At 65.9% G+C, this 24,841-nt stretch carries 28 protein-coding genes; 16 read left to right on the plus strand and 12 right to left on the minus strand.

Translation table 11 applies throughout. From position 1 onward, the window contains the following. Positions 1–35 precede the first annotated feature (35 nt). Together dapE and PU724_RS19790 are read left to right on the plus strand one after the other, a co-directional pair. Entirely contained in the window at positions 36–1,241 is a 1,206-nt protein-coding gene (gene dapE / locus PU724_RS19785) for a succinyl-diaminopimelate desuccinylase (protein ID WP_354420494.1), read from the plus strand. Further along, positions 1,228–1,833: a transporter gene (locus PU724_RS19790; protein WP_127284664.1), complete on the plus strand. Its 606-nt coding sequence runs from the start codon at positions 1,228–1,230 to the stop codon at positions 1,831–1,833. Before dapE ends, PU724_RS19790 begins: the two co-directional genes overlap by 14 nt. On the opposite strand, the gene truA is transcribed toward PU724_RS19790, so the two are convergent. From truA to def, 4 genes are read right to left on the minus strand one after another with little or no spacing between them, the layout of a single operon-like run. After that, positions 1,830–2,585 (minus strand): tRNA pseudouridine(38-40) synthase TruA, encoded by a 756-nt coding sequence (truA, locus tag PU724_RS19795; RefSeq protein ID WP_354420495.1) that lies wholly within the window; start codon positions 2,583–2,585, stop codon positions 1,830–1,832. The genes PU724_RS19790 and truA overlap by 4 nt on opposite strands. Positions 2,586–2,605: 20 nt before the next feature. Beyond that, positions 2,606–3,112, minus strand: coding sequence for a GNAT family N-acetyltransferase (locus PU724_RS19800; protein ID WP_127284666.1), 507 nt, complete (start codon positions 3,110–3,112; stop codon positions 2,606–2,608). After that, the gene (gene fmt, locus PU724_RS19805; RefSeq protein ID WP_354420496.1) at positions 3,109–4,044 is read right to left on the minus strand and encodes a methionyl-tRNA formyltransferase; all 936 of its coding nucleotides are present in this window, start codon (positions 4,042–4,044) and stop codon (positions 3,109–3,111) included. Before fmt ends, PU724_RS19800 begins: the two co-directional genes overlap by 4 nt. Positions 4,045–4,049: 5 nt before the next feature. Further along, positions 4,050–4,580, minus strand: a complete 531-nt coding sequence (def, locus tag PU724_RS19810; RefSeq protein WP_354420497.1) for a peptide deformylase — start codon at positions 4,578–4,580, stop codon at positions 4,050–4,052. 103 nt (positions 4,581–4,683) lie between these two features. Here def and PU724_RS19815 point away from each other — a divergent pair, with 103 nt between their 5' ends. Next, the gene (locus tag PU724_RS19815) at positions 4,684–5,925 is read left to right on the plus strand and encodes a DNA recombination protein RmuC (protein ID WP_127284669.1); all 1,242 of its coding nucleotides are present in this window, start codon (positions 4,684–4,686) and stop codon (positions 5,923–5,925) included. A gap of 8 nt (positions 5,926–5,933) precedes the next feature. Here PU724_RS19815 and PU724_RS19820 read toward each other — a convergent pair whose 3' ends face one another. Together PU724_RS19820 and PU724_RS19825 are read right to left on the minus strand one after the other, a co-directional pair. Then, positions 5,934–6,338, minus strand: a complete 405-nt coding sequence (locus PU724_RS19820; protein WP_320321160.1) for a GFA family protein — start codon at positions 6,336–6,338, stop codon at positions 5,934–5,936. Between the two features lie 64 nt (positions 6,339–6,402). Next, on the minus strand, positions 6,403–7,368 hold the full coding sequence (locus PU724_RS19825; RefSeq protein WP_320321159.1) for a cation diffusion facilitator family transporter: 966 nt from the start codon (positions 7,366–7,368) through the stop codon (positions 6,403–6,405). 277 nt (positions 7,369–7,645) lie between these two features. Here PU724_RS19825 and PU724_RS19830 point away from each other — a divergent pair, with 277 nt between their 5' ends. Then, the gene (locus PU724_RS19830; protein ID WP_126059281.1) at positions 7,646–7,771 is read left to right on the plus strand and encodes a hypothetical protein; all 126 of its coding nucleotides are present in this window, start codon (positions 7,646–7,648) and stop codon (positions 7,769–7,771) included. Between the two features lie 224 nt (positions 7,772–7,995). Beyond that, positions 7,996–8,310, plus strand: coding sequence for a quaternary ammonium compound efflux SMR transporter SugE (gene sugE / locus PU724_RS19835; protein ID WP_292100394.1), 315 nt, complete (start codon positions 7,996–7,998; stop codon positions 8,308–8,310). A 73-nt stretch (positions 8,311–8,383) separates the two neighbouring features. Here sugE and PU724_RS19840 read toward each other — a convergent pair whose 3' ends face one another. Beyond that, positions 8,384–8,812 carry a DUF6481 family protein gene (locus tag PU724_RS19840; protein WP_127284673.1) on the minus strand — a complete coding sequence of 143 codons (429 nt, stop codon included), beginning with the start codon at positions 8,810–8,812 and terminating at the stop codon, positions 8,384–8,386. A gap of 237 nt (positions 8,813–9,049) precedes the next feature. Between PU724_RS19840 and PU724_RS19845 the strand changes: the two genes are divergently transcribed. From PU724_RS19845 to PU724_RS19895, 11 genes are all read left to right on the plus strand, one after another. Further along, on the plus strand, positions 9,050–10,105 hold the full coding sequence (locus PU724_RS19845; RefSeq protein ID WP_354420498.1) for an LLM class flavin-dependent oxidoreductase: 1,056 nt from the start codon (positions 9,050–9,052) through the stop codon (positions 10,103–10,105). Between the two features lie 163 nt (positions 10,106–10,268). Then, a complete protein-coding gene (locus PU724_RS19850) occupies positions 10,269–11,438 on the plus strand; it encodes an AI-2E family transporter (RefSeq protein WP_354420499.1) in 1,170 nt (389 codons plus the stop codon). Positions 11,439–11,522: 84 nt separating this feature from the next. Further along, on the plus strand, positions 11,523–12,350 hold the full coding sequence (locus PU724_RS19855; protein ID WP_354420500.1) for an arylamine N-acetyltransferase family protein: 828 nt from the start codon (positions 11,523–11,525) through the stop codon (positions 12,348–12,350). Between the two features lie 3 nt (positions 12,351–12,353). Further along, a complete protein-coding gene (locus tag PU724_RS19860) occupies positions 12,354–13,352 on the plus strand; it encodes an LLM class flavin-dependent oxidoreductase (RefSeq protein WP_292247450.1) in 999 nt (332 codons plus the stop codon). 82 nt (positions 13,353–13,434) lie between these two features. Then, positions 13,435–14,229, plus strand: coding sequence for an inositol monophosphatase family protein (locus PU724_RS19865; protein ID WP_354420501.1), 795 nt, complete (start codon positions 13,435–13,437; stop codon positions 14,227–14,229). A 287-nt stretch (positions 14,230–14,516) separates the two neighbouring features. Further along, the gene (dnaK, locus tag PU724_RS19870; RefSeq protein ID WP_127285100.1) at positions 14,517–16,433 is read left to right on the plus strand and encodes a molecular chaperone DnaK; all 1,917 of its coding nucleotides are present in this window, start codon (positions 14,517–14,519) and stop codon (positions 16,431–16,433) included. A 211-nt stretch (positions 16,434–16,644) separates the two neighbouring features. Further along, positions 16,645–17,775 carry a molecular chaperone DnaJ gene (gene dnaJ / locus PU724_RS19875; protein ID WP_127285099.1) on the plus strand — a complete coding sequence of 377 codons (1,131 nt, stop codon included), beginning with the start codon at positions 16,645–16,647 and terminating at the stop codon, positions 17,773–17,775. Positions 17,776–17,901: 126 nt separating this feature from the next. After that, entirely contained in the window at positions 17,902–18,507 is a 606-nt protein-coding gene (gene pmtA, locus PU724_RS19880; protein WP_127285098.1) for a phospholipid N-methyltransferase PmtA, read from the plus strand. Between the two features lie 176 nt (positions 18,508–18,683). Then, a complete protein-coding gene (locus PU724_RS19885; protein WP_135860210.1) occupies positions 18,684–19,280 on the plus strand; it encodes an NADPH-dependent FMN reductase in 597 nt (198 codons plus the stop codon). Next, a complete protein-coding gene (pyrF, locus tag PU724_RS19890; protein WP_354420502.1) occupies positions 19,277–19,984 on the plus strand; it encodes an orotidine-5'-phosphate decarboxylase in 708 nt (235 codons plus the stop codon). The genes PU724_RS19885 and pyrF overlap by 4 nt, the downstream gene beginning before the upstream one ends. A 22-nt stretch (positions 19,985–20,006) precedes the next feature. Beyond that, a complete protein-coding gene (locus PU724_RS19895) occupies positions 20,007–20,294 on the plus strand; it encodes a DUF1330 domain-containing protein (protein ID WP_127285095.1) in 288 nt (95 codons plus the stop codon). Here the strand turns inward: PU724_RS19895 and PU724_RS19900 are convergent. The 5 genes from PU724_RS19900 to PU724_RS19920 all read right to left on the minus strand — a co-directional run bounded on the left by PU724_RS19900 (position 20,291) and on the right by PU724_RS19920 (position 24,697). After that, complete coding sequence (locus PU724_RS19900) at positions 20,291–21,346, minus strand: D-alanine--D-alanine ligase family protein (RefSeq protein WP_354420503.1); 1,056 nt, start codon at positions 21,344–21,346, stop codon at positions 20,291–20,293. The two genes, PU724_RS19895 and PU724_RS19900, sit on opposite strands and share 4 nt — an antisense overlap. A gap of 135 nt (positions 21,347–21,481) precedes the next feature. Further along, a complete protein-coding gene (locus PU724_RS19905; RefSeq protein WP_354420504.1) occupies positions 21,482–22,363 on the minus strand; it encodes an SMP-30/gluconolactonase/LRE family protein in 882 nt (293 codons plus the stop codon). Continuing rightward, on the minus strand, positions 22,360–23,001 hold the full coding sequence (locus PU724_RS19910) for a 2-dehydro-3-deoxy-6-phosphogalactonate aldolase (protein WP_127309288.1): 642 nt from the start codon (positions 22,999–23,001) through the stop codon (positions 22,360–22,362). The genes PU724_RS19905 and PU724_RS19910 overlap by 4 nt, the downstream gene beginning before the upstream one ends. Then, a complete protein-coding gene (locus PU724_RS19915; RefSeq protein WP_127309287.1) occupies positions 22,998–23,933 on the minus strand; it encodes a 2-dehydro-3-deoxygalactonokinase in 936 nt (311 codons plus the stop codon). The genes PU724_RS19910 and PU724_RS19915 overlap by 4 nt, the downstream gene beginning before the upstream one ends. Continuing rightward, a complete protein-coding gene (locus PU724_RS19920; RefSeq protein ID WP_127309286.1) occupies positions 23,930–24,697 on the minus strand; it encodes an SDR family NAD(P)-dependent oxidoreductase in 768 nt (255 codons plus the stop codon). The genes PU724_RS19915 and PU724_RS19920 overlap by 4 nt, the downstream gene beginning before the upstream one ends. Positions 24,698–24,841: the final 144 nt, after the last annotated feature.

Here is a 24,841-nt window from a genome sequence, read left to right on the forward strand (position 1 = left end):
TGACAGGCCTTTCGCTTTCGATTATCGCTTTGCCCATGAAATTGCCCACCGACCCTGCCGCAAACCTTGCCGCCCTGATCCGCTGCCCCTCGGTGACGCCCGCCGAAGGCGGCGCGCTCGCCTCGCTGGAGACGATGCTGAAGCCGCTCGGCTTCGCCGTCGAGCGTCCGGTGTTCTCTGAAGACGGCACGCCGGACATCGAGAACCTTTATGCAAGGCGCTCCGGCAACGGACCGCATCTGATGTTCGCCGGCCATACCGATGTGGTGCCGGTCGGCGACGAGACGGCCTGGACGCACCCGCCCTTCGCCGCCGAGATCGCCAATGGCGAAATGTATGGCCGCGGCGCCGTCGACATGAAGGGCGGCATCGCCTGCTTCATCGCGGCGGTGGCGCGCCATGTCGAGAAGGCGGGCGGGCCGAAAGGCTCGGTCTCGCTGCTGATCACCGGCGACGAAGAGGGGCCGGCGATCAACGGCACGGTGAAGCTGCTCGAGTGGGCGGCGGGCAAGGGCGAGAAATGGGACGCCGCGATCGTCGGTGAGCCGACCAATCCGGACACGCTCGGCGACATGATCAAGATCGGCAGGCGCGGCTCGATCTCCGGCAGCGTGACCGTCAACGGGCGTCAGGGCCACGCCGCCTATCCGCAGCTTGCCGACAATCCGGTACGCGGGCTGGTCAGCCTGGTCGACGCCCTGCTCCATCCGGTGTTCGACAAGGGGACAAAGGATTTCCAGCCGACCAATCTGGAGGTCACCTCGATCGACGTCGGCAATCCGGCCACCAACGTCATCCCGGCCAAGGCGACGGCCACCTTCAACATCCGCTTCAACGACACCTGGACGGCCGAGACCATCCAGGCCGAGATCCACAACCGCCTCGACCAGGCGGCCGGGCGCAAGAAGTACCGGCCAGGCAAGAAGACCCCGGTCGACTACGAGCTCGTCTGGCGCGACCGGCCGAGCCACGTCTTCCTGACCCGCGACGAGCGGCTGATCGAGACGCTGAGCGGTTCGGTCAAGGCGACGGTCGGCAGGAAGCCGGCGCTTTCCACCTCCGGCGGCACATCGGACGCCCGCTTCATCAAGGACTATTGCCCGGTGGTCGAGTTCGGACTGGTCGGCCAGACCATGCATATGGTCGACGAACGCGTCGCGCTTGCCGATCTGGAAACGCTGACCGGGATCTATCAGCGCTTCATCGAAGACTGGTTCGGGCAGGACCATGCTGTCGGCTGATGAAACCTACGCCTCGCTGGCCGGCGCCTGGCGGCTGATGCTCGGCAAGGTCGACGGGTTGCGCCTGCTCGACCTGTCGGCGGACGGTTTCTGGAATTCCTTCTTCGCCATCGTCGTGGCCGCGCCGGCGCTGATCGTCGGCTGGGTCGGCATCGCCAATGAGATCGGCGACCCGAACGCCTTCGCCGGGCGCTTCAGCATGCTTCTGCGGCTGGCGACCGTCGATATCGGCTCCTGGGTGCTGCCGCTGGTCGGCCTGGCGCTGATCGCGCCGCGCGTCGGCATTGGCGGCCGTTTCGTCCATTATGTCGTGGCCAGCAACTGGGCGTCGGCGATCATCGCCTGGCTGATGCTGCCGTCGGCGCTGATCCGGCTTTTCCTGCCGTCGACCGACGAGGTCCCCGGGCTGGTGTCGCTGCTTCTGTTCGCGGTCTCGATGATACTGACCTGGCGCATGACCAATGCCGTCATCGGCAGGGGCGCCGCCGTCGGCACCGCGGTCTTCGCCGGCATGTTCGTGGCCTCGCTGGCCGTGCTGTTCGGGCTGCAGGCGCTGCTCGGCATCACCATCCCGACCGGCGTCGAGGGCTAGGATCCTTCCGGATAATCGACGCCGACGAGGAACAGCCCGTCGGGCGGCGCCACCTGGCCGCAGGCGGCGCGGACCTGGGCGTCGAGCGCAGCCTTGAGATCGGCGGCGGTCCAGGAGCCGTCGCCGACGCGCCTCAGCGAACCGACCATCGAGCGCACCTGATTGTGCAGGAAGGAGCGCGCCGAGCTCCGCACCTCGATCATGTCGCCCGAACGGCTGACGTCCAGCCGGTCGAGCGTGCGAACCGGGCTTTCGGCCTGGCACTGGGTCGAGCGGAAAGTCGTGAAATCATGGCGGCCGAGCAGCACTTTGGCCGCCTCGTGCATGGCCTCGGCGTCGAGCCGCTTCGGCACCCACCAGACCTTGCCCTTCTCCAGCGCCGCCGGCGCGCGCCGGTTGAGGATGCGGTAGAGGTAGTGGCGGCCGGTGGCGGAAAAGCGGGCGTCGAAGCCGTCGGCGACGACAGCGGCCTTGAGAATGGCGATGCGAGCGCCGGCGGCCTGCAGATGCGCGTTGACGGCGTCCCGCACCTTGTCGCCCGGCCAGGCTTTGACCAGGTCGACATGCGCCACTTGGGCGGTGGCGTGCACGCCGGCATCGGTGCGGCCTGCGGCGCGGAGCCTTACCGCCTCGCCGCAGAACTTTTCGATCGCCTGCTCGATCGCCTGCTGCACCGAAGGCTGATCCGCCTGGTGCTGCCAGCCGGCAAAAAGGCTGCCGTCATATTCGATGTCGAGGCGAAAACGCGGCATAGAGGGCCGTAGCTTGCCGCCTAGGCGGCAAGCGCGGTGAAGGCCGAAGCGTAGACCAGCTTGCCGGCCTCGGGAGCATCGCCCCAGGCCAGCGCCTGCAGCGCCTCGCCCTGATACTCGCTCTCGAATTTCTCGGCGCGCGCATGGGTGTAGCCGAAGCGGCCGTAATAGGACGGATCGCCGAGCACCACGGCAAGCCGCTCGCCGGCTTCCTTGAGGCGGACATGCGCCTCGCGGATCAGGGCGCCGCCGATGCCGGTGCCGTGGAAGGACGGCTCGACTGCCAGCGGCGCCAGCGCCACGGCCGCGAACTGCTTGGCGCCCTTCTGGACGAAAAGCCTGGAGAACAGGATATGGCCGACCACCTGGCCGTCCTCTTCCGCCACAAGCTCGACGACGGCATCGCCGCCGGTGACCAGCGCGTCGACCAGTCCGGCCTCCGCCTGCTGGCCGAAGGCATGCTCTTCGACGAGGCGGATCGCCTCGCGATCCCGCGGCGTCGCCGCGCGTATCGACATCATGCTCATGAGAGTTTCGTTCCTTTTTCGATCTTGGCCCCGCGCAAGAACTCCTGCGCGGCGGCGGGCTTTCCGCCCGCCCGTTGAACTTCGACCAGCCGGACCGCGCCTGACCCGCAGGCGACCGTCAGCCGGTCATCGAGAACTCCTCCCGACTCGCCGACGCCATCCGAGAGCGTCGAGCGAAGCAGTTTCAGCCGCTCCATGCGGCCGCCAATGTCGACCTCGCACCACGCGCCCGGAAAGGGCGAGAGGCCGCGAATGTGATTGTGGACTTCGCCGGCAGGCCGCGTCCAGTCTACGCGTGTCTCCGACTTATCGATCTTTCGGGCGTAGGTCACCCCCACAGTCGCCTGTTGGGCAAATGTCAGACAATTTATCCCCAACTGCGCGAGCGCTTCCACCATCAGCGAAGCGCCTTGAGCCATCAGACGGTCATGCAGTTCGCCGGCGGTCATATCGGGTTCGATGGCGCATTTTTCAACCAATGCCACCGGACCGGTGTCCAAACCTTCCTCCATGCGCATCACCATCATGCCGGTCTCGGCATCGCCGGCCATGATGGCGCGCTGGATGGGAGCAGCACCGCGCCAACGCGGCAAAAGTGAGGCGTGACCGTTCAGGCAACCGAGCCTGGCCGCCTCGAGAACGGCCTTTGGCAGCAAAAGCCCATAGGCGACGACCACGGCGACATCGGCACGCTGCGCGGCGAATGCCTGCTGCTCGGCCTCGCCCTTGAGCGATGTCGGGGTGCGGACCTCGACGCCCAGCCGCTCCGCCTCGCGCTGCACGGGCGACGGCGTCAGCTCCAGCCCGCGCCGGCCGGCGGCACGCGGCGGCTGCGTGTAGACGGCGACGATTTCATGGCCGGCTTCGGCAATCGCGCGCAGCGTCGGCACGGAAAACTCCGGCGTGCCCATGAAGATGACGCGAAGGGGCATGACCCCTAGCCCACCAGCTTGCCCGGCGCCTTGTCCTTGGCGAGCTTCTTGAACTTCTTCACCACCATGTCGCGCTTCAGCTTGGAGATGTGGTCGATGAACAGCACGCCGTTGAGATGGTCGATCTCGTGCTGCAGGCAGGTCGCCATCAGCCCTTCGGCCTGCATCTCCTGCAGCTTGCCGTCGCGGTCGAGATACTTGACCCGCACCGCGGCGGGACGCTCGACCTCGGCGTAATAGTCCGGGATCGACAGGCAGCCTTCCTCATAGACCGAGCGCTGGTCCGAGCTTTCGAGGATTTCCGGATTGATGAAGACATGCGGCGCCGGCGTCTCGTCATCCTTGGCGAGGTCGATGACCAGCATGCGCAGCGGCTCGCCGATCTGGATCGCCGCCAGGCCGATGCCGGGGGCGTCATACATGGTGTCCAGCATGTCGCCGGCCAGTTTGCGCAAGGGCGCATCGACGCGCTCGACCGGTTTGGACAGCTGGCGCAGGACGGGATCGGGAAGGATGATGAGCGGCTTGATCGACATGGCGTCTCACCTAAGACGTCATGCGAAAAGCGTCAACCGGGGCGCTTTCGACCTGTTCACGTTTTGATCTGTGCCGGAGAGCCGAATCATCTATGCTGCCCGCATGAACGACCTGAGCTCCATCCTTTCCGAACCCGTGGCGCGGCTCGGCGCCAGCACGATCACGCTCGGCCATATGCTGGCCTTCGGCGCTGTCCTATTTCTCGGCCTCTTCCTTGCGCTGGTCATCGCGCTGTGGCGCTCGGCCAGGGCGCGGACGATAGCAGCCGCGGAAGCCGCCGACCATGCCCGCGACGCCGAGGCGCGGATGGCCGGCATCCTGCAGGCGCAGGCCGAGATGCAGGGCCGCATGGGCGCGATTGCCGAAGTGTTCGGGGCGCGGCAGGCCGAGCTCACCCAGTCGATCGGCCAGCGTCTCGACGCCATGACCGGCCGCATCGGCCAGACCATGACCGAGCAAACCAAATCGACGCATGAGAGCCTGGCCAAACTGCAGGAACGACTGGCGGTGATCGACACGGCGCAAGGCAACATCCAGTCGCTGGCCGGCCAGGTCGTGCAGCTGCAGGCGATCCTCTCCAACAAGCAGACGCGCGGCGCCTTCGGCCAGTCGCGCATGGAGGCGATCGTCGCCGACGGCCTGCCCCATGGCGCCTACGAATTCCAGGCGACCCTGTCGAACGGCAGCCGGCCCGACTGCCTGGTACGGATGCCGAACGGCGCGCCCTCGCTCGCCGTCGATGCCAAGTTCCCGCTCGAAGCCTGGAACGCCATCCGCGCCGCCGAAGGCGCGGAGATGCAGAAGGCCGCGGCGCAGGCCTTCCGGCGCGATATCGAGGTGCATATCCGCGATATCGCCGACAAATACCTGCTCCAGGGCGAGACGCAGGACACCGCCTTCATGTTCGTACCGTCGGAATCGGTGTTCGCAGAGATCCACGAGAATTTCGAGGCGGTGGTGCAGAAGGCGCACCGGGCCCGCGTCGTCATCGTCTCGCCGTCGCTGTTGATGCTGTCGATCCAGGTCATCCAGGCGATCCTGAAGGATGCCCGCATGCGCGAGCAGGCGCATCTGATCCAGGGCGAGGTGATCCGGCTGATGGAGGATGTCGGGCGTGTCGACGAGCGGGTACGCCGGCTGCAGACGCATTTTACCCAGTCGGCGAAAGACATCGACGACATCCTGGTCTCGACGTCGAAAGTGACCAAGCGCGGCCAGAAGATCGAGGCGCTGGAGTTCGGCGAAGGCGAAGCCGAGGCGCCGCGCAAGGCTGAAGCGGGGACGCGGGTGGCCGATTCCAAGACCGGCCAGCTCAGGCTGCGGGTTGTCGAGGACGGCGACTGAGGCGGGCGCTACTGTTCCTCGATGGTCGCCATGCTCTGGAATTCCGGCAACCATTGCAATGCGGAGCGGTGCCAAACCTGCTTTTTCGGAACCAGTTCCTTGCGCTGACGCGACGTACCGACCCTGATGCCATAAATCTTCGGCCCATCGCCGACCGAGGTCGCGTAGAGATGGGAGCCGCAGTCGCCGCAAAAGCCCTGCGCGCGCTTGGCGCCGGAGGATCCGGTCTTGATGTAGACCTTCGGCGAGCCGCTGGTGATCCGGTAGTTGATTTCCGGGGCTGGAACCGTCACGCGGAAGGCTGTGCCGGTCAATTGCTGGCAGTCCGTGCAGTGGCAGATCGAGGTCTTTTCCGGGTCGACCTCGGCCTCATAGGTGATGGCGCCGCAATGGCACCCGCCGTCAATCCTCATCGGTACCTCCTCCAGAATTCGCGACGATCTTAGCGGGACAAGGCCGCGAGGCAACAGCGCAGCGCTAGTCCAAAGCCGGATCGGAGGCAGCGTCGATCAGCTTGCGGCGGCGCTCCCAGGTGCCGGTGGTTTGCGGCTTGACGAACAGCCGGGTGATCTCCGGCATCTCGGTTTTCAGCAGCGCTTCCAGCCGCTCGACGCAGGCCTCGATCTCGGGCGCCGTCAGATGGTCTTCGAACTCGACGCTCAGACCGGCGACGATCTCTTGCGGTCCCATGTGGACGGTGAGAACGCCGTTCGCCCGCTGCACCGCCGGATCCCGCTGCACGATGGCAAGCACCTTCTTCTGCACCTCCGGCGATGCCGGCTCGCCGATGAGCAGGCCCTTGCTTTCGCGCGCCAGGAAGATCGCGGTCGAACCGAGGATCAGCGCGATGCCGATCGAGGCGGCGCCGTCGAGCTCGGGCATGGCAAAGACTTCCGCCGCCAATATGCCGGCAAAGGCGACGATCAGGCCAAGCAGTGCCGCGCTGTCCTCGAACAGCACCGTATAGACGCTCGGATCCTTGCTGAGCCGCACCGCCTCGAACCAGCCCAGTCCGCCCTTCTCGCGGCGGAATGCGGTCAGCGCCACATACCAGGAACTGCCCTCGAACAGGAAGGAGAGGCCGAGCACGACATAATTCACCCTGACATTGGCGACCGGCTCCGGCGCCATGATGTGCACCACGCCTTCGTAGAACGACACGCCGGCGCCAAGCGCGAAGACGAGGAGGGCGACGATGAAGCTCCAGAAATAGAGCTCACGGCCATGGCCGAGCGGATGGCTGCGGTCGGGCGGGCGGCCGGCGCGATGCATGCCGTAGAGCAGCAGGCCGCCATTGCCGGTGTCGACCAGCGAATGCACGCCCTCCGAAAGCATCGCCGAACTGCCGGTGAAGGCCGCGGCGGCGAATTTGGTCAACGCGATCGCCAGATTGCCGGCAAGCGCCGCGTAGATGACCTTTTTCGATCCGCCATGCCCTGCCATGCCGCTAAGTCCCGGTTGACGCCTGGAGCTTAATGCATGTCGTCCAAAATCGCGCCGCGGTTTTGGGGAACGCATCAAGACAAAGACTTAAAGCGCGACGCCCGAATCCGTTTCGTCATGACGCGCAATAACGATCGGGCCGTCGGAGCTCCTCAGGCGATTCGCCGGCGAAAACCGGTTGACAGCGGCCAGGCCGCTGCGCGCGTCCGACAATGTCCTCTTGCAGTCCGGCTTTTCTCTTGTTTCACTTCGTTGCCCACAATCGGAGGAACGAATCATGGCTAAAGGTGCGATGAAGGCGGGCAAGGAAGCCCGTAAGCCGAAGAAGGACGCGAAGAAGCCCGCCGCGGCCCCGGCCCTCAAGGCGCCGCCGGTCAAGGCGACGCGGCTCAAGGACAAATAGGCCTCGGCTGATCCGTCCCGGCGCGGATTTTCAACCGGCGGCATGGAGCCATGCTGCCGGTGTTTTGTTGATTGGGGCCGAGGACCGCCTATATCCGCGTGGCGAGGACGACCTCGCTCCTCCCAAAACCCGGCCGGGACGACCCGTGCTTGAATGTGCTGCTCCACGCGCCGGTTTCGCAAGATCGTGCGCCGTGAGGGCACGCAGCGAATGGAGCATTGCCGATGTCGTGGATCTATCTGTTTTTCGCCGGCCTGTTCGAGATCGGCTGGGCGATCGGCCTGAAATACACTGACGGCTTCTCGAAGCTGGTGCCGACGGTGCTGACCGTCGCCTCAATGATCGTCAGCCTCGGCATGCTCGGCCTGGCGCTGAAGGAGCTGCCCGTCGGCACGGCCTATGCGGTGTGGACCGGCATCGGCACCGTCGGCACCGCGCTGCTCGGCATCTGGCTGCTCGGCGAGCCGGCGACCGTGGTTCGGCTTGCCTGCATCGGCCTCATCGTCTGCGGCATCGTCGGCCTGAAGCTGGTGGCCTGATGTTAGCCGCGAGGCAAACGCGTTCGGGGCCGCCCCTGGCGACCCTGAACCTGTTCTTCGAACGAAACCGCTGTTAGCGGGCCGAGAAACCCGGAGGCGTCCGGCCGACACGCGCCTTGCGCGCGGCATAGCGTGCATCGCGCTTGGCCTTGCGTTCGGCCTCGTCGGCGAGCACGCGCGAAATGCGATCGTTCTCTTCGGCTTCGCGGATCTTTGCCTCCGCCGCAGCCGCCTCTTCGGCGGCAATGCGAGCCGCTTCGGCAGCTGCCTCGCGCTCGGCCTTCTCAGCCGCTTCGCGGGCCAGCTTTTCCTGCTTCAGCCTGGCCTTTTCGGCTTCGCGTATCGCGCGCGCCTCGAGGATCGCCTTGCGTTCGGCCTGTCGCGCCAGCACCGCGGGATCGTCCGCGGCCGGCTTTGACTTGAAGCGCTCCAGGAGCGCCTTCTTTGCCTCGTTCGCGGCATTGCGCCGCTCGAAAATGTCTTTTTCCCTGTAGATAGCCAAGTCCACTTCCCTGAAGTCAATTCGCGACGCTTACATACGCGCGAAAACCGATAGTTCAAGCGCCAAAACGGTATGCCAGCCATGAAATTCTGGGCTGTTGCAACTGGGAGACGTCACAGTCCCGCGCGAAAACCGACATGCAGTGTTCACAGTCCGCGCCTCTGGCGGCGCGGCGGGCGGATCGCTATCTCCAGCGCGACGCACAAACATCGAAACAAGGCATCAGGATGGCACGGCATGGAACTCGGTCTCTACACTTTCGCTGACGTCAGCCCCGAGCCCGGGCCGGGCGCCATCGGCCCGCATGAGCGGCTGCGCAATCTGATCGAGGAGATCGAGCTGGCCGACCAGGTCGGCCTCGACGTGTTCGGGCTGGGCGAGCATCACCGCCCCGACTATGCCGCCTCCGCGCCGGTCGTGGCGCTGGCCGCGGCGGCCGAGCGCACCAGGCGCATCAAGCTGACCAGCGCGGTCACCGTGCTCTCCTCCGACGATCCGGTGCGCGTCTTCCAGCAGTTCGCGACGCTCGACCTGCTTTCCGGCGGCCGCGCCGAGATCATGGCCGGGCGCGGCTCCTTCATCGAATCCTTCCCGCTGTTCGGCTTCAATCTGGAAGACTATGACGAGCTGTTCGCCGAGAAGCTCGACCTGCTGCTTGCCATCCGCGATCAGGTCAAGGTGACGTGGCAAGGACGCCTGCGCGCGCCGATCAACGGCCGTGGCGTCTATCCGCGCCCGTTCCAGGAGAAACTGCCGGTCTGGATCGCCATTGGCGGGACGCCGCAGTCCGCGGCCCGCGCCGGCGCGCTCGGCCTGCCGCTGGCGCTCGCCATCATCGGCGGCGAGCCGGCGCGCTTCGCGCCGCTGTTCGAGGTCTATCGCCAGGCCGCCAGACGGGCCGGCAACGATCCGGCAAGCCTCGCCACCAGCCTCAACGTGCACGGCTTCATCGCCGAGACCACCGAGAAGGCGGCGGACGATTTCTACACGCCGCAGGCCGAGGTGATGAACCGCATCGGCCGCGAGCGCGGCTGGGGGCCGACCTCGCGGGCGCATTTCGACCAGTCGCGCGGCCCGAACGGCGCCTTGTTCGTCGGCAATCCCGAACAGGTGGCGGAGAAGATTGTCGCCCAGCACAGGATCTTCGGCAATGACCGCTTCCTGCTGCAGATGGCGATCGGCACCATGCCGCACGCAAAGGTCATGAAGGCGATCGAGCTCTACGGCACCAGGGTGGCGCCGATCGTGCGCAAGGAAACGGCGAAGGCAGCACCAGCCGAACCCGTCGCCTGACCGCCGGCCGGACGCGTTCCAACGCCGAAGCCGCGGCTTCATCTTCGCCGTCGGCGCATTTCCTCTCCGGCCGAAGTCATTGCCGGCTAACGGAACTTTGCCGTCGGAAGCACGTTTTCGCGAGGAAGCCGCATCATCATATGCGGCGTGCCCGAGGGAAACGATGAAGGCCGAACCGACCGCTTCGGGCACCGGCGCCACCGGGACGCCTGATCCGCGCGAAGACATACGCGCGGATACGCATTTGATACGATCGCTGCTCATCGGCATCTTCATCCTGATGGCGGTCTATGCGCTCTACTTCGGCCGCGCCTTCTTCATGCCGGTGATCCTAGCCTTCCTGCTGGCGCTGACGCTGACGCCGATCGTGCGCTTCCTGCGCCAGCACGGCGTGCCCGACGCGCTGTCGGCGACGCTCCTGGTGCTGCTGTCGCTGATCTTCGTCGCCGGCGCCGGCTATCTGCTCAGCGGCCCGGTCATCGAGCTCATCAACAACGCGTCCACGATCGGCATGCAGCTCACCGAGCGCCTGGCCCAACTCAGGCAGCCGTTCGAGAAGATCATGCAGATCTCGCACCAGCTGGAAGGCCTGACCCAGACGTCACAGGAGCCCGACGTGCAGAAGGTCGCGGTGGCGCAGTCCGGCATGTTGTCTTCCGCCGCCGGCAACATCCTGTCGGCGGGCACCGGCATCACCATCGTCTTCGTGCTGTCGCTGTTCCTGCTCGCCTCCGGCACGATGTTCTACGAGAAGATCATCCAGTCCTTCGCCAGCCTCAGCGAGAAGAAGCGGGCGCTGCGCGTCGTCTACGACGTCGAGCGCGAGATTTCGCATTACCTGCTCACCGTCACCATCATCAATGCAGGCCTCGGCACGGTGATTGGCCTTGGCCTGTGGGGGCTCGGAATGCCCAACCCAATGGTCTGGGGCGCGGCCGCCGCCTTGCTCAATTTCCTGCCCTATGTCGGGGCGTTGATGACGATCATACTTGTCACCGTCATCGCGCTGATCAGCTTCGACTCGATCTCCTTTGCGCTGCTGGCGCCGGCCTTCGTGCTGCTGTGCGACATCGTCGAGGGCCAGTTCGTGACGCCGCTGGTGGTCGGCAGGCGGCTGGAGATCAACGCGGTGGCGATCTTCATCGCCATTGCCTTCTGGTCGTGGCTGTGGGGTTTTGTCGGCGCGCTGATGGCGGTGCCGCTACTGGTCGTCGTCAAGGTCTTCTGCGACCATTTCGAAGGGCTGAGCCATGTCGGCAATTTCCTGGCGGCACAGCATAGCCTCGTCGTCGAAGACGATACGGCCGAGGAGAACGGCAAGGTCCGGACCTGACCCGGCCCGCCAATTGTTGCCGCTCCTGTTTGTCGGACCCGGAGCGAGTGCCTATATCGAGCCGGTCAAAGCCGGACCTCCTTCATGACCGACGCCTCCTTCGACCTCGATGCCTATTTCGCCCGCATCTTCTATCGCGGCCCGACCGAGGCCTCGCTGGCGACGCTGAAGGCGCTGCACCGGCAGCATCCGCAAGCGATCGCGTTCGAGAATCTCGATCCGTTCCTCGGCCATCCGCCCAAGCTCGACCTCGCCTCGCTGCAGGACAAGATCTTCACGCGTGGCCGCGGCGGCTATTGCTACGAGCACAATCTGCTCTTCATGCATGCGCTGACGGCGCTCGGCTTCGAGGTAAGCGGCCTCGCCGCGCGGGTGCTGTGGGGCCAGCCGGACGACGCCATCACCGCGCGCAGCCACATGCTGCTCAGGGTGGAATTCGACGGCAATACCTATCTCGCCGATGTCGGTTTCGGCGGATTGACGCTGACGGCGCCGCTGCTGCTCGAAGCCGGACCTGAGCAGCAGACACCGCATGAACCCTTCCGCCTCGTCGAGACGGAGGATCATTTCCGCCTGCAGGCGCAGATCGGCGGCGACTGGCGCAGCATCTATCGCTTCGACACGCAGCCGGCCTACGCGGTCGACTATGCGGTCGGCAACCACTTCCTGTCGACGCATCCGAGCTCGCATTTCCTGTCCTCGGTGATCGCGGCGCGCGCCCTGCCCGACCGGCGCTACGCGCTGCGCAACAACCGGCTGTCGACGCATCATCTCGGCGGCCGCACCGAGCAGCGGGAGATCTCGACAGCGGCGGAGCTCGCAGGTGTGCTGGAAGGCCAGCTCGGCATCGTCATCCCCGACCGGCCCGCCTTCGCCGCCAAGGTGCGGGAAAAGAACATCGTGGAGCGCTGAGAAATGACAGCCCTGTCCGTCCTCGACCTGTCGCCGATCGCCGAAGGCAGCGATGCCTCGCGCTCGCTGGCGAACTCGCTCGACCTCGCCCGCCATGCCGAGCGCCTCGGCTACAGGCGTTACTGGCTGGCCGAGCATCATAACATGCCGGGCATCGCCAGTGCCGCGACTTCGGTGGTCATCGCCCATGTCGCCGGCGGCACCAGGACGATCCGCGTCGGCGCCGGCGGCATCATGCTGCCCAACCATGCGCCGCTGGTCATCGCCGAACAGTTCGGCACGCTGGCGGCGCTATTTCCCGGCCGCATCGACCTCGGACTCGGCCGCGCGCCCGGCACCGACATGGCGACGGCGCGGGCGCTGCGCCGCAATCTGGAAGCCAGCGATAATTTCCCGCAGGATGTCGTCGAGCTGATGGGCTATTTCCAGCCGGCCGAGGAAGGCCAGCGCATCCGCGCCGTGCCCGGCGAAGGCCAGAAGGTGCCGGTCTGGATCCTCGGCTCCAGCCTTTACGGCGCGCAGCTCGCCGCGCTGCTCGGCCTTCCTTACGCCTTCGCCTCGCATTTCGCGCCGGCCGAGCTCGACCATGCGCTGGAAGTCTACCGCTCGCGCTTCCAGCCGTCGGCTGAGCTCGACAGGCCCTATGTCATGCTCGGCCTCAACGTCTTTGCCGCGCCGACCGATGCCGAAGCGCGGCTTTTGTTCACCTCGCTGCAGCAGGCCTTCGTCAATCTGCGCACCGGCCGGCCCGGCCGGCTGCCGCCGCCAGTCGAGGGCTACGAGCAGACGCTGGACCCGATGGCGAAGACCATGCTCGGCCAGGCGCTGTCCTGCGCCGTGGTCGGGTCGCCGGAAACGGTGCGGCAAGGCATCGACGCCTTCGTGCGGCGCACCGGCGCCGACGAGCTGATGGTGACGGCGCAAATCTTCGACCATGCGGCCAGGGTGCGCTCGTTCGAGATCCTTGCCGACGTCCACAAATCGCTGTCGCAAGCGGCCTGAGACCGACAAGGCGCTTTTGCTGCTGTTGCCGGGCAACGGCTTTTGCTATGGCGGACCACCCATCCCGACCGCGAGCACGCCTGTGACAAATGACCTCGACGCGCGAACGCTCTTTGCCATCGACCTCGCGCGACGGGCCGGCGAGCTCGGGCTCAAGTATTTCCGCGACCTGGAAAACCTGACCGTCGAGAGCAAGGGTCATCAGGACCTGGTCTCGGACGGCGACCGCGAGGTCGAGCTGTTCATCCGCGCGGCGATCGCCGACGCCTATCCGCAGGACGGCATCGTCGGCGAGGAACATGCCGCGGTCGCGGGCACGACAGGCCATGTCTGGGTGATCGACCCGATCGACGGCACCGCCAATTTCGTGCGCGGCATTCCGGCCTGGTGCGTGGTGATCGCCTGCGCCAGTAACGGAGAGACGGTCGTCGGCGTCATCCACGAGCCCTCGACCGGCGAGACCTTCCACGGCCATCGCGGCGGCGGCGCCTTCGTCAACGGCAGGCCGATCACGGCGAGCAAGGCCGCGAGCCTCACGGAAGGTTCGGTCGGAACCGGGCTGTCGAACCGGGCCAACACCGAGCATGTCGCCGTGCTCATCCGCCAGATCATGGCCGAAGGCGGCGTCTTCTACCGCAACGCCTCAGGCGCGCTGATGCTCGCCTATGCCGCCTCCGGCCGGCTGCTCGGCTATGTCGAGGAGCACATGAACGCCTGGGACTGCCTGGCCGGCATGCTGCTGGTCGAGGAAGCCGGCGGCACGGTGCTCACGCCTGATCCGGCAACCGTCATCCGCCAGGGGACGAAGGTAATCGCCGGTGGAAAGGCGATCTTCCCGAAGCTGCAGGCACTCTGCGCCGAGGCATTCGGGCGCTGATTGCGGCGGCTGCGACGTTATTGCCCGCCTCGGATTCGGCGAGTTTGGCCATGTCCGGCGGCAAATCGGCTGCGGTACGCGTGATTTAGGCCTTTTCCCTGCCGTGGACCGCGATAGTGGACGCCTTGCGCAGAATGCTTGCGCGCCGTCCGGCCTGTTCTTATATACGCGCCAAGCCGTTCGGCGCCGGAAAGCCGGTTGCCGGAACGGGATTTCTTGTGAACAGGGGCTTTCGTCGGAACGCCTTCACGGGTCCTGAGAGCCTGCTTAGCGGAGAGACTAGAACAATGGCAAAAGTAATCGGTATCGATCTGGGAACGACCAACTCCTGTATCGCCATCATGGATGGCAAGGAGCCGAAGGTCATCGAGAATGCGGAAGGCGCGCGCACGACCCCTTCCATTGTCGCCATCAGCGGCGACGGCGAGCGCCTCGTAGGCCAGCCGGCCAAGCGCCAGGCGGTCACCAATCCTGAAAACACCATCTTCGCGGTCAAGCGCCTGATCGGCCGCCGCTATGACGATCCGGTGACGGAGAAGGACAAGAAGCTTGTCCCCTACAAGATCGTCAAGGGCGACAATGGCGATGCCTGGGTCGAGGCCGGCGGCAAGAAGCAGTCGCCCTCGCAGATCTCGGCCATGATCCTGCAGAAGATGAAGGAGACGGCGGAAGCCTATCTCGGCGAGAAGGTCGAGAAGGCGGTCATCACCGTTCCGGCCTATTTCAACGACGCCCAGCGCCAGGCGACCAAGGACGCCGGCAAGATCGCCGGCCTCGAGGTGCTGCGCATCATCAACGAGCCGACCGCGGCAGCCCTTGCCTACGGCCTCGACAAGAAGGACGGCAAGACCATCGCCGTCTATGACCTTGGCGGCGGCACCTTCGACATTTCCGTGCTCGAGATCGGCGACGGCGTCTTCGAGGTGAAGTCGACCAATGGCGACACCTTCCTCGGCGGCGAGGATTTCGACATGCGCCTGGTCGAGTATCTGGCGGCCGAGTTCAAGAAGGAACAGGGCATCGACCTGAAGGCCGACAAGCTTGCCTTGCAGCGCCTGAAGGAGGCGGCCGAGAAGGCCAAGATCGAGCTGTCGTCGACGACGCAGACCGAGATCAACCTGCCCTTCATCACCGCCGACGCCACCGGGCCGAAGCATCTGACGCTGAAGCTGACCCGGGCGAAGTTCGAGAGCCTGGTCGAGGATCTCGTCCAGCGCACGATCGATCCCTGCAAGGCGGCGCTCAAGGACGCCGGCCTGAAGGCCGGCGAGATCGACGAGGTCGTCCTGGTCGGCGGCATGACCCGCATGCCCAAGATCCAGGAGATCGTGAAGCAGTTCTTCGGCAAGGAGCCGCACAAGGGCGTCAACCCCGATGAGGTCGTGGCGCTCGGCGCCGCCATCCAGGCCGGCGTGCTGCAGGGCGACGTCAAGGACGTGCTGCTGCTCGACGTGACGCCGCTGTCGCTCGGCATCGAGACGCTGGGCGGCGTGTTCACCCGCTTGATCGAGCGCAACACGACGATCCCGACCAAGAAGAGCCAGGTGTTCTCGACCGCCGAGGATAGTCAGTCGGCGGTGACCATCCGCGTCTTCCAGGGCGAGCGCGAGATGGCGGCCGACAACAAGATGCTCGGCCAGTTCGACCTGGTCGGCATCCCGCCGGCGCCGCGCGGCGTGCCGCAGATCGAGGTCACCTTCGACATCGACGCCAACGGCATCGTCAACGTCTCTGCCAAGGACAAGGGCACCGGCAAGGAGCACCAGATCCGCATCCAGGCGTCCGGCGGTCTTTCGGACACCGACATCGAGAAGATGGTCAAGGATGCCGAGGCCAATGCCGAGGCCGACAAGAAGCGCCGCGCCGTGGTCGAGGCCCGCAACCAGGCCGAGGCGCTTGTGCATTCGTCGGAGAAGTCGCTGAAGGAATATGGCGACAAGGTCTCCGAGACCGAGCGCACGGCGATTTCCGATGCGATCGCGGCGCTGAAGACCGCCACCGAGGGTGACGACGCGGCCGAGATCGAGGCCAAGACGCAGGCGCTCGCCGAAGCTTCGATGAAGCTTGGCCAGGCCATGTACGAAGCCTCGCAGAAGGAAGCGGCCGAGGCCGACGCCAAGGCGGACGCCGCCAAGGACTCGGACGTGGTCGATGCCGACTTCGAGGAAATCGACGAGGATGACGACAAGAAGAAGTCGGCCTGAACCGTCTGACGCTAGATAAAGCGAAAAGCCCGGCGCAAAGCCGGGCTTTTTTGCAACCCTGGCTGAAAAAGTGCTAGGCGCGGCCGAAAAAACACGGGCAAACCCGCGTCAAGGCTGGCATCCGGCCACCATCGCACCTAAATCGAAACGACGTGCCGGCAAACGACGCAACAGTGCATCAAGACGTTGAGCATCCGGACTGCGGGAAAAAATGAAAGCTGATTTCTACGAGACGCTGGGCGTGCAAAAGGGCGCCGACGAGAAGGAGCTCAAAAGCGCTTTCCGCAAGCTCGCCATGCAGTTCCATCCCGACCGCAATCCCGGCGACCACGCCTGCGAGCATAAGTTCAAGGAAATCAACGAGGCCTACGAGACGCTGAAGGACCCGCAGAAGCGCGCGGCCTATGACCGTTTCGGCCACGCCGCCTTCGAACATGGCGGCATGAATGGCGGCGCGCAGGGCTTCGGCGCCGGCGGCTTCGCCGACATCTTCGAGGATATTTTCGGCGACATGATGGGCGGCCGCCAGCGGCGCTCGTCGGGCGGTCGCGAGCGCGGCGCGGACCTGCGCTACAACATGGAAATCTCGCTGGAGGAGGCGTTCTCCGGCAAGACCGCGCAAATCCGCGTGCCGGCCTCGATCTCCTGCTCGGAATGCTCGGGCAGCGGCGCCAAGCCGGGCACCCAGCCGGCGACCTGCTCGATGTGCAACGGCCACGGCAAGGTGCGCGCAACGCAGGGCTTCTTCTCGATCGAGCGCACCTGTCCGCAGTGCCAGGGCCGCGGCCAGACGATCAAGGACCCGTGCCCGAAATGCGCCGGCCAGGGCCGCGTCACCGAGGAGCGCTCGCTGTCGGTCAACATCCCGGCCGGCATCGAGGACGGCACCCGCATCCGGCTTGCCAATGAGGGCGAGGCCGGCTTGCGCGGCGGTCCGTCTGGCGACCTCTACATCTTCCTCGCGGTCAAGCCGCACGAATTCTTCCAGCGCGACGGCGCCGATCTCTATTGCAAGGTGCCGATCTCGATGACGACGGCTGCCCTTGGCGGTTCGTTCGAGGTGACGACGCTGGACGGCACGCAGACCAAGGTGAAGGTGCCGGAGGGCACGCAGAACGGCCGCCAGTTCCGGCTGAAGGGAAAAGGCATGCCGGTGCTGCGCCAGCCCAATGTCGGCGACCTCTACATCCAGACCGCGGTCGAGACGCCGCAGAACCTGTCGCGCCGCCAGCGCGAGCTGCTGGAAGAATTCGAGCAGTTGTCCTCGCAGGACAATTCGCCCCAGTCGAGCGGCTTCTTCGCCCGCATGAAGGACTTTTTTGAGTCGTTCGGCGATCGGTGACAGTTTGAAACGGCATGCATCCGGGATGCTTCCCGAGCGTCATCAACACCTTATGCCAGGTTGACGCCTTGCCTTGTCCCACCTAGCTGCTAATTAGCGGGTCGGGGAGCGTTGAGGAGAGCTCGCATGGCACGTGGTCCCGGATTGCGCAAGTCGCTGGCGGAGAAGTTCGACGACGAGCTGAAGTTCTTCAGGGGCTGGATCGACAAGCCGAAGACGGTCGGCTCGATCGTTCCCACGAGTTCCATCACAGCCCGCAAGATGGCCTCGATCGTCAACCCGAGATCCGGCCTGCCGGTGCTCGAGGTCGGACCCGGCACGGGCGTCATCACGCGTGCCATCCTGGCCCAGGGCGTGAAGCCGGAAAATCTCTACGCCGTCGAATACTCGACCGATTTCGTGCGCCATCTGCGTCAGCTCTATCCCGGCGTCAACGTCATCGAGGGCGACGCCTTCAATCTCAACGCGACGCTCGGCGACAAGCGAGACATGGTGTTCGATTCGGTCGTCTCCGGCGTGCCCCTGCTCAACTTCCCTGTCGCCCAGCGCATCGCCTATATCGAAAGCCTGCTCGACCGCATCCCCGCCGGCCGGCCGATCGTGCAGCTGACCTACGGTCCGCTGTCGCCGATCCCGCCCGGCCGTGGCGACTACACGGTCAAGCATTTCGATTTCATCATCCGCAACATTCCGCCGACGCAGCTTTGGATCTACCGGCGCGAGGCGCATTAGATGAGAAGGGAATAGGGGAGTACGGCAGTAGGGGAGTAGGGAAATCGAGCCGTACATTCCCCCTGTTGCCCCACTCCCTTACTCCCTTACTCCCTTACTCCCCTACTCCCGGTTCCTCATCCAACCGTTGATTTGAACGCCCCCTTTCTGTACCTGTCCGGGAACAAGGGTGGGCAATGCCAGTAATCCCGAAAATCCTCGTCTTCGCCGGATCGGTCCGGTCCGGCGCCTTCAGCGGCAGGACCGCCGACGTGGCGCAGCGAGAGCTTGCCATGCAGGGCGCCGAGGTGACGCGCATCTCGCTCGGCGACTATCCGCTGCCGATCATGGACGAGGACCTGGAAAAGGAAGAAGGCATTCCGCAGAATGCCATGCGGCTCGGCCGGCTGATCGCCGGCCATGACGGGCTGTTGATCGCAACGCCGGAATATAACGGCTCGATCCCGCCGCTGCTCAAGAACAGCGTCGACTGGGTGAGCCGGATACGCCGCGACGGCAGCCGCTCGTTCAGGCCGTTTCCGGGCAAGCCGGCAGGCCTTTGCTCCTCCTCCGACGGCAAGTTCGCCGGCATACGCTGCATCAATCATCTGCGTGCCGTGCTGGTGCGCTGCCAGGTCGAGGTGGTCACGCCGGAATGCTCGGTCTCGGGCGCCAGCGACGCCTTCGACCAGGATGGACATTTCCGCGACGACAGACTACGCCAATCGATGGAGCGCCTATGCCGCACACTGATCGAAACCTCGCGCATGCTGTCCAGCCGGATCGAGGCATGATTCCCGAACATGCCGACACCATGCGCGACAGGCTGATCGTCGGCCTCGACGTGCCGACGCTGAAAGAGGCCGAGAAGGCGGTGCGCGAGCTTGACGGCACTGTGTCCTTCTACAAGATCGGCTATCAGCTCGCCTTCGCCGGCGGGCTCGACTTCGCCCGCGAGCTTGCCAGCGGCGGCACCAAGATCTTCCTCGACATGAAGCTGCTCGACATCGACAACACGGTGGCCAAGGGGGTCGAGAACATCGTCAGGATGGGCATGTCGATGCTGACCATCCACTCCTATCCGAAGGCGATGCGGGCAGCGGTGGAAGTGGCCAGGGGCAGCGATCTTTGCCTGCTCGCGGTCAGCGTGCTGACCTCGATGGACGAGCAGGACATGATCGACGCCGGCTACGAATACGATCCGCACACGCTGGTGCTGCGGCGCGCCGAACAGGCGCTGCATGCCGGCATGGGCGGCGTCGTCTGTTCCGCGGAAGAAGCGGAAGCCGTGCGCCGGATCGTCGGGCCGAACATGGCCGTGGTCACGCCGGGAATACGGCCCAAGGGCAGCGACCACGGCGACCAGAAACGGGTGGTGACGCCGGCCCAGGCGATCCGCAACGGCTCCAGCCATCTCGTGGTCGGCCGGCCGATCGTCGCCGCCGACGACAGGCGCGCGGCGGCCGCAGCGATACTTGACGAGATGCGCTCGGCGTAACGCCGCAACCGGGAGAAGAAGCATGCCAAAGGGATACTGGGTCGCCCGCGTCGATGTGCGCGACGCCGAGGGCTACAAGGACTATGTCGCCGCCGCGAAGCCGGCGTTCGAGCGGTTCGGCGCGCAGTTCCTGGCGCGCGGCGGCGAGCATGAGAAGGCCGAGGGGGCGGGCCGCGCGCGCAATGTCATCATCGAGTTTCCGTCGCTCGCCGCGGCGCATGACTGCTACCACTCGCCGGAATACCAGCGCGCCGTCGCCATCCGCCAGAAAGTGGCCGATGGCGAGATCGTTCTGGTCGAGGGCGTCTAGCCTAGCCGGGTCCTCGCGGTTTCAGCCATCGCATCGGCGAGGCCCAGCCCCCATTGCGAGGCGCAATAGGCGCGAAAATCGAAGCAGGGCAGGCCGGGGCAGACCTCGAACTCGATGAGATGGACGGTGTCGTCGGCCTCGAGCCTGAGATCGATCGAGAAGACGTCCTTCAGGCCAAGCCCGCCAATCAGCTTTTGCGCCATGGCGCGGATCGCCCGATCGGCCGCCGGCTGGCTGGCGGCGACAGGCTGGAGCTCAGGCTCGGCATAGGTTCCAGCCGCCTTCGCGGCCACGCCGGTATCGCCATAGAGCGCCAGGCTGTCGGCCATGGTCTGGAAATCGCCACCGGACTCGACAAAGGCGATGCCGAGCGCCTCGACGCCGGTGTCCGGCTTCAGGCCGAGGAAGCTGGCGCGCACATTGCGGCCGGCGACGTAGGGCTGGACGACGACATCGTCGCGATAGTGGGCAAAGACACGCCGGCTAAGCTCCAGCGCATGGCCAAGATCATCGACGCGCGAATCCGGCCAGATGCCTATCTTGGCGCCGAGCCGGTTCGGCTTGACGAACCAGCCGGCTTGCGAGGCCGGCGGCGCGACCAGCCAGTTGCCGTCCCGCGCCAAGCCGGCCCGCGGCACCGGCAGCCCGAGTGCTCCGAGCACGGCGCCGGAGCGGAACTTGTCCTGGCAGAGCGCGAACACGGAATCATCGGCGCCGATCGTGCGCAGCCCGTTCAACCTGGCCAGCGCGGGCGCGGCGCCGCCACGGAAATAGGCGACGCCGTCGGTCAACGTCCAGACCAGGGTGGCCTCCCGATCAGCGCCGGCGAGCACGCCGGCGGCTTCATCCAACTCGACCGGCGCGAAGGCGAGGCCGCGTTTGTCGCAAGCCGCGGCCAGCGCGTCGAACTCCGTCGCAAGATCGGTCGACTGCGCCAGATAGGACGAGATTTCGGCGGCACGCTCCGGCGCATGGCCGTCAGCGGCAAGCCGTTCGAAACAGGCTTTTTCCGGCTCGTGGACGAGGATCAGTCTCGGCTGGTTGCGCGGCATCGAATGGCAAGGCTCCCGGCGGTCATGCCGCTACCATCGCACGACTGCTGCGATCGGCTTTCGCGAAACCGACCGGGGCGGGCGGTTGCGTGACAGAACCAGGTCCCAGTCCACAAAGCGGGCCGGTGGTCCGCATCAGGCGATGAGCACGCGCGGCTCGAAGCGGCCCCTGACCGGGATATCCAGCAGGAAGGTCATGCCAGCTTGGGGATCCAGCTTGCGCTGCTTGTCGTCCTTGCCCTTCCACGCCGAGGTCACCGCCAGCCTGTCGGCCTTGGCGCCGACAAAGGCCGGGCAGGAAGGCTGCGTCACCGGCATCGGGATTTCGCGCAGCAACGCGCCGTCGGGCGCATAGGCCTTGACCACCTTGCCGCCCCAGACGGCGTTCCAAAGCACGCCGTCGCGGTCGACGACGGAGCCGTCGACATAGCCCATCGATTTGCGATGGTCGACGAACACTTTTGGTTCACCTATGGGCAGGCCGGTTGACGCATCGCAGGCGACGCGCATCAACAGCCCGGTCGAGGTGTCGGTGTAGTAGGCGATCTTTCCGTCCTCGGAGAAGCAGATCGAGTTCGACACGGTGATGTCGGAAAACAGCCGGCGCAACTCGCCCTTGAAGAACCAGTAGATCGCGCCGGCGCCCTTGCCCTCGTCCTTGCCCATGGTGCCGACCCAGAAGGCGCCGCAAGGATGGACGCGCGAATCGTTGGAGCGGGTCAGCGGATTGTCGGCCTCGATCGCGGTGTGCAGCGTCAGCCTGCCGGTCGCGACATCGCGGACATGCAGGCCGGTCTCGGTGGCGATCAGCTGGCGGGCGTCGTCGATGATGGCGAGCGCGCTGGCCATCAGGCCGAGTTCATGCACCTTCAGCGCGCCGGAGCCAACGCCCTGCTCCAAAAGCAGGCCGTTGACGATGTCGAACCAGAACAGCGCATCGCTGCCGGGGTCGTAGCTCGGCCCCTCGCCAAGCTGGCAGATATGGTCCGAGAAAACCGAAACGCCGTTGTCCATCATGCCTCTCCCCCGAATGCCGCGTCCCAGGCGGTTACGGCGGCGCGGGCGCGGGCCGCCACCTCCTCGACGCTCATGCCAGGCTTGAACAGGCTGGAGCCGAGGCCGAAGGCGCTGACGCCGGCCGATTTATAGCCGGCGAAATCCTTTTCCGACACGCCACCGACGGCGCCGACCACAATTTCGGCCGGCAGCACCGCGCGCATGGCCGAAATGCCGCCGGCGCCAAGCACGCTTGCCGGGAAGAACTTCAGCGCCGAGGCGCCGAGCCTTATCGCCAGGAAGGCCTCAGTCGGCGTGAACACGCCGGGCATCGTCACCATGTTGTAGGTCTTGGCGCGGCCCATCACCTCGGCATCGATGTTGGGGCTGACCAGCAGGCGCCCGCCGGCCTTGTGCAGGGCGTCGACATCGGCCATCGTCAGCACGGTGCCGGCGCCGACCAGCGCCGTCTTCGGCAAAGCCTGCACAAGGCTGGCGATCGAGACGAAGGGTTCCGGCGAATTGAGCGGCACCTCGATCGCCTCGATGCCGGCATCGAAGATGGCCTGGCCGATCGCCACCGCTTCGCCGGGTTTCAGCCCGCGCAGGATGGCGACGAGGCCACGCTTGAGGTTCGGAAACGGTGCGGTCTGGGTCACGCGGCGGCTCCAATCATGCCGTTCTCGCGCGCCGCCTCGACGAGGCCGGCACGCACTGCTTCATCGGCGTCAACGGTTCTGAAGGCAAGGCCCGCGACGCCCAGCGCGGCGCCATAGAGCACAGCCAGGGCGCCGGAGGCGACCAGCACGACCGGCTCATCGCCGGCGCCATAGCGGCGTTTTGCCGAAGCGATCTCGCCGCCGAGCAGCAACCCCGACAGGCACGCCGCCGCATCGTCGGACTGCAGGTCGTGCAGCAGGCCGGCAGCGCGGATGGCAAACAGCTTCGAGGTGACGTCGCCGCCCTCGCCGAGTGCTCGTTCGCACCATTGACGGAAGAAGGGATTGTCAGCCGCCACCGCTGCCGGATGCTCGCCCAGCGAATGGCGCAGGATCGAATGCGCGGCCAGAACCGAGAACAGCTCGCCCGTCGGCCAGGTGCCGAAGCCGGCGACGGCGCCGTCCTCGACCGCCACCCATTTCGAATGCGTGCCGGGCATGCAGACGAGATGGCGACCCTTTGCCGGCAAACCGGCGCCGGCAAGCTGGGTTTCCTCGCCGCGCATCACGTCGGGCGCATCGGCCAGCCGCTGGGCAAGGCCCGGCACGATGCGGATGTCGCGGCCCTGGCCGGGAACCCTGATAGCGCCGGCCAGGATGGCGCCGATCGGCGCCGGCACGGTGACATAGGGCGCTTCCAGCCAGCCCTGGCGGGATCCGGCCATGCCGCAGATGATGACCGGCAGCGTTTCCGGCGCGCCCATGGCGGCCAGGTGGCCCTCGAGAACCGTCGAAAACCCTTTCTCGCGCGCGGTGATCAGCCCGTCGTCGCCGCGACGCTCGGCAAGCACCTTGCCGGCGTCGTCGAGCAGCCAGGCCCTGAGCCTGGTCGTGCCCCAGTCGAGCGCCGCGACCGCGGGCGCCGCGCTCACAGGAAGCCTCCATCGACGATCAGCATCTGCGCGGTCAGCATGCGCGAGGCATCCGAGGCGAGGAAGAGCACCGTGCCGACGATGTCATCGGGCAGCATGACGTCCTTGATGCACTGTTTGGCGACATGGGCGGCAAGCGACCCTTCGGTGACCCAGAGCTCCTTCTGCCGTTCGGTGATCACCCAGCCCGGCGCGATCGCGTTGACCCGGATGCGGTCGGCGCCGAGCTTGCCGGCCAGGCCCTTGGTGAGGCCGAGTATGCCGGCCTTGGCGGCGGTGTAGGCCGGCATATCCGGATGGTTGATCAGATAGGAGGTCGAGGTGAAATTGATGATCGAGCCGCCGCCGGCCCGCTTCATGCCCGGCGCCACCGCCTGCGCGGTGAAGAAATGCGGGCGCAGGTTGACCGCGAGGTTGTTGTCCCAGAACTCGACGGTGACGTCCTCGACCGCGTGGCGGTCGTCAAGCGCGGCGTTGTTGACCAGAACGGTGACGTCGCCATGCGCTTCAGCCGCCCTGGCAGCCGAGGCGCGCAGCGCCTCGATGTCGCGCAGATCGGTCTTGAGGTAGAGCGGCCGCCAGCCTTGCTCCTTCTCGACGCGGTCGGCAAGCGCGATGCTCGGACCGTCGGCGATGTCGATGAAGGCGACCTTCGCGCCTTGCCGGACAAAGCCCTCGGTCAGCGCCGCGCCAATGCCGGAACCGCCGCCGGTGATCAGCACCGAAGCGCCTTCGAGATCGGCAAAACGCGCCGATGGCATCATCTTTTTTCTCCCTGGCCAAGTCGGCGCGCATCCTATCCAGACAAGGCGCGCGGGCAAGGGATAAACGTCAGATTTTCGAGCTTATGTCTGACAAAAAGGCAAATCACGCCCGCACCGGAGGATGGGGCGGGCTGGATCCGTGCG

The sequence above is a fragment of the Mesorhizobium abyssinicae genome (assembly GCF_049887195.1).
Lineage (GTDB): Bacteria > Pseudomonadota > Alphaproteobacteria > Rhizobiales > Rhizobiaceae > Mesorhizobium > Mesorhizobium abyssinicae.

Bases quoted from the DNA above. Each gene is read 5' to 3' on its own strand.
- dapE (WP_354420494.1), top strand. From the start codon at position 36: ATGAAATTGCCCACCGACCCTGCCGCAAACCTTGCCGCCCTGATCCGC.
- PU724_RS19790 (WP_127284664.1), top strand. From the start codon at position 1,228: ATGCTGTCGGCTGATGAAACCTACGCCTCGCTGGCCGGCGCCTGGCGG.
- truA (WP_354420495.1), bottom strand. From the start codon at position 2,585: ATGCCGCGTTTTCGCCTCGACATCGAATATGACGGCAGCCTTTTTGCC.
- PU724_RS19800 (WP_127284666.1), bottom strand. From the start codon at position 3,112: ATGAGCATGATGTCGATACGCGCGGCGACGCCGCGGGATCGCGAGGCG.
- fmt (WP_354420496.1), bottom strand. From the start codon at position 4,044: ATGCCCCTTCGCGTCATCTTCATGGGCACGCCGGAGTTTTCCGTGCCG.
- def (WP_354420497.1), bottom strand. From the start codon at position 4,580: ATGTCGATCAAGCCGCTCATCATCCTTCCCGATCCCGTCCTGCGCCAG.
- PU724_RS19815 (WP_127284669.1), top strand. From the start codon at position 4,684: ATGAACGACCTGAGCTCCATCCTTTCCGAACCCGTGGCGCGGCTCGGC.
- PU724_RS19820 (WP_320321160.1), bottom strand. From the start codon at position 6,338: ATGAGGATTGACGGCGGGTGCCATTGCGGCGCCATCACCTATGAGGCC.
- PU724_RS19825 (WP_320321159.1), bottom strand. From the start codon at position 7,368: ATGGCAGGGCATGGCGGATCGAAAAAGGTCATCTACGCGGCGCTTGCC.
- PU724_RS19830 (WP_126059281.1), top strand. From the start codon at position 7,646: ATGGCTAAAGGTGCGATGAAGGCGGGCAAGGAAGCCCGTAAGCCGAAG.
- sugE (WP_292100394.1), top strand. From the start codon at position 7,996: ATGTCGTGGATCTATCTGTTTTTCGCCGGCCTGTTCGAGATCGGCTGG.
- PU724_RS19845 (WP_354420498.1), top strand. From the start codon at position 9,050: ATGGAACTCGGTCTCTACACTTTCGCTGACGTCAGCCCCGAGCCCGGG.
- PU724_RS19850 (WP_354420499.1), top strand. From the start codon at position 10,269: ATGAAGGCCGAACCGACCGCTTCGGGCACCGGCGCCACCGGGACGCCT.
- PU724_RS19855 (WP_354420500.1), top strand. From the start codon at position 11,523: ATGACCGACGCCTCCTTCGACCTCGATGCCTATTTCGCCCGCATCTTC.
- PU724_RS19860 (WP_292247450.1), top strand. From the start codon at position 12,354: ATGACAGCCCTGTCCGTCCTCGACCTGTCGCCGATCGCCGAAGGCAGC.
- dnaK (WP_127285100.1), top strand. From the start codon at position 14,517: ATGGCAAAAGTAATCGGTATCGATCTGGGAACGACCAACTCCTGTATC.
- dnaJ (WP_127285099.1), top strand. From the start codon at position 16,645: ATGAAAGCTGATTTCTACGAGACGCTGGGCGTGCAAAAGGGCGCCGAC.
- pmtA (WP_127285098.1), top strand. From the start codon at position 17,902: ATGGCACGTGGTCCCGGATTGCGCAAGTCGCTGGCGGAGAAGTTCGAC.
- PU724_RS19885 (WP_135860210.1), top strand. From the start codon at position 18,684: ATGCCAGTAATCCCGAAAATCCTCGTCTTCGCCGGATCGGTCCGGTCC.
- pyrF (WP_354420502.1), top strand. From the start codon at position 19,277: ATGATTCCCGAACATGCCGACACCATGCGCGACAGGCTGATCGTCGGC.
- PU724_RS19895 (WP_127285095.1), top strand. From the start codon at position 20,007: ATGCCAAAGGGATACTGGGTCGCCCGCGTCGATGTGCGCGACGCCGAG.
- PU724_RS19900 (WP_354420503.1), bottom strand. From the start codon at position 21,346: ATGCCGCGCAACCAGCCGAGACTGATCCTCGTCCACGAGCCGGAAAAA.
- PU724_RS19905 (WP_354420504.1), bottom strand. From the start codon at position 22,363: ATGATGGACAACGGCGTTTCGGTTTTCTCGGACCATATCTGCCAGCTT.
- PU724_RS19920 (WP_127309286.1), bottom strand. From the start codon at position 24,697: ATGATGCCATCGGCGCGTTTTGCCGATCTCGAAGGCGCTTCGGTGCTG.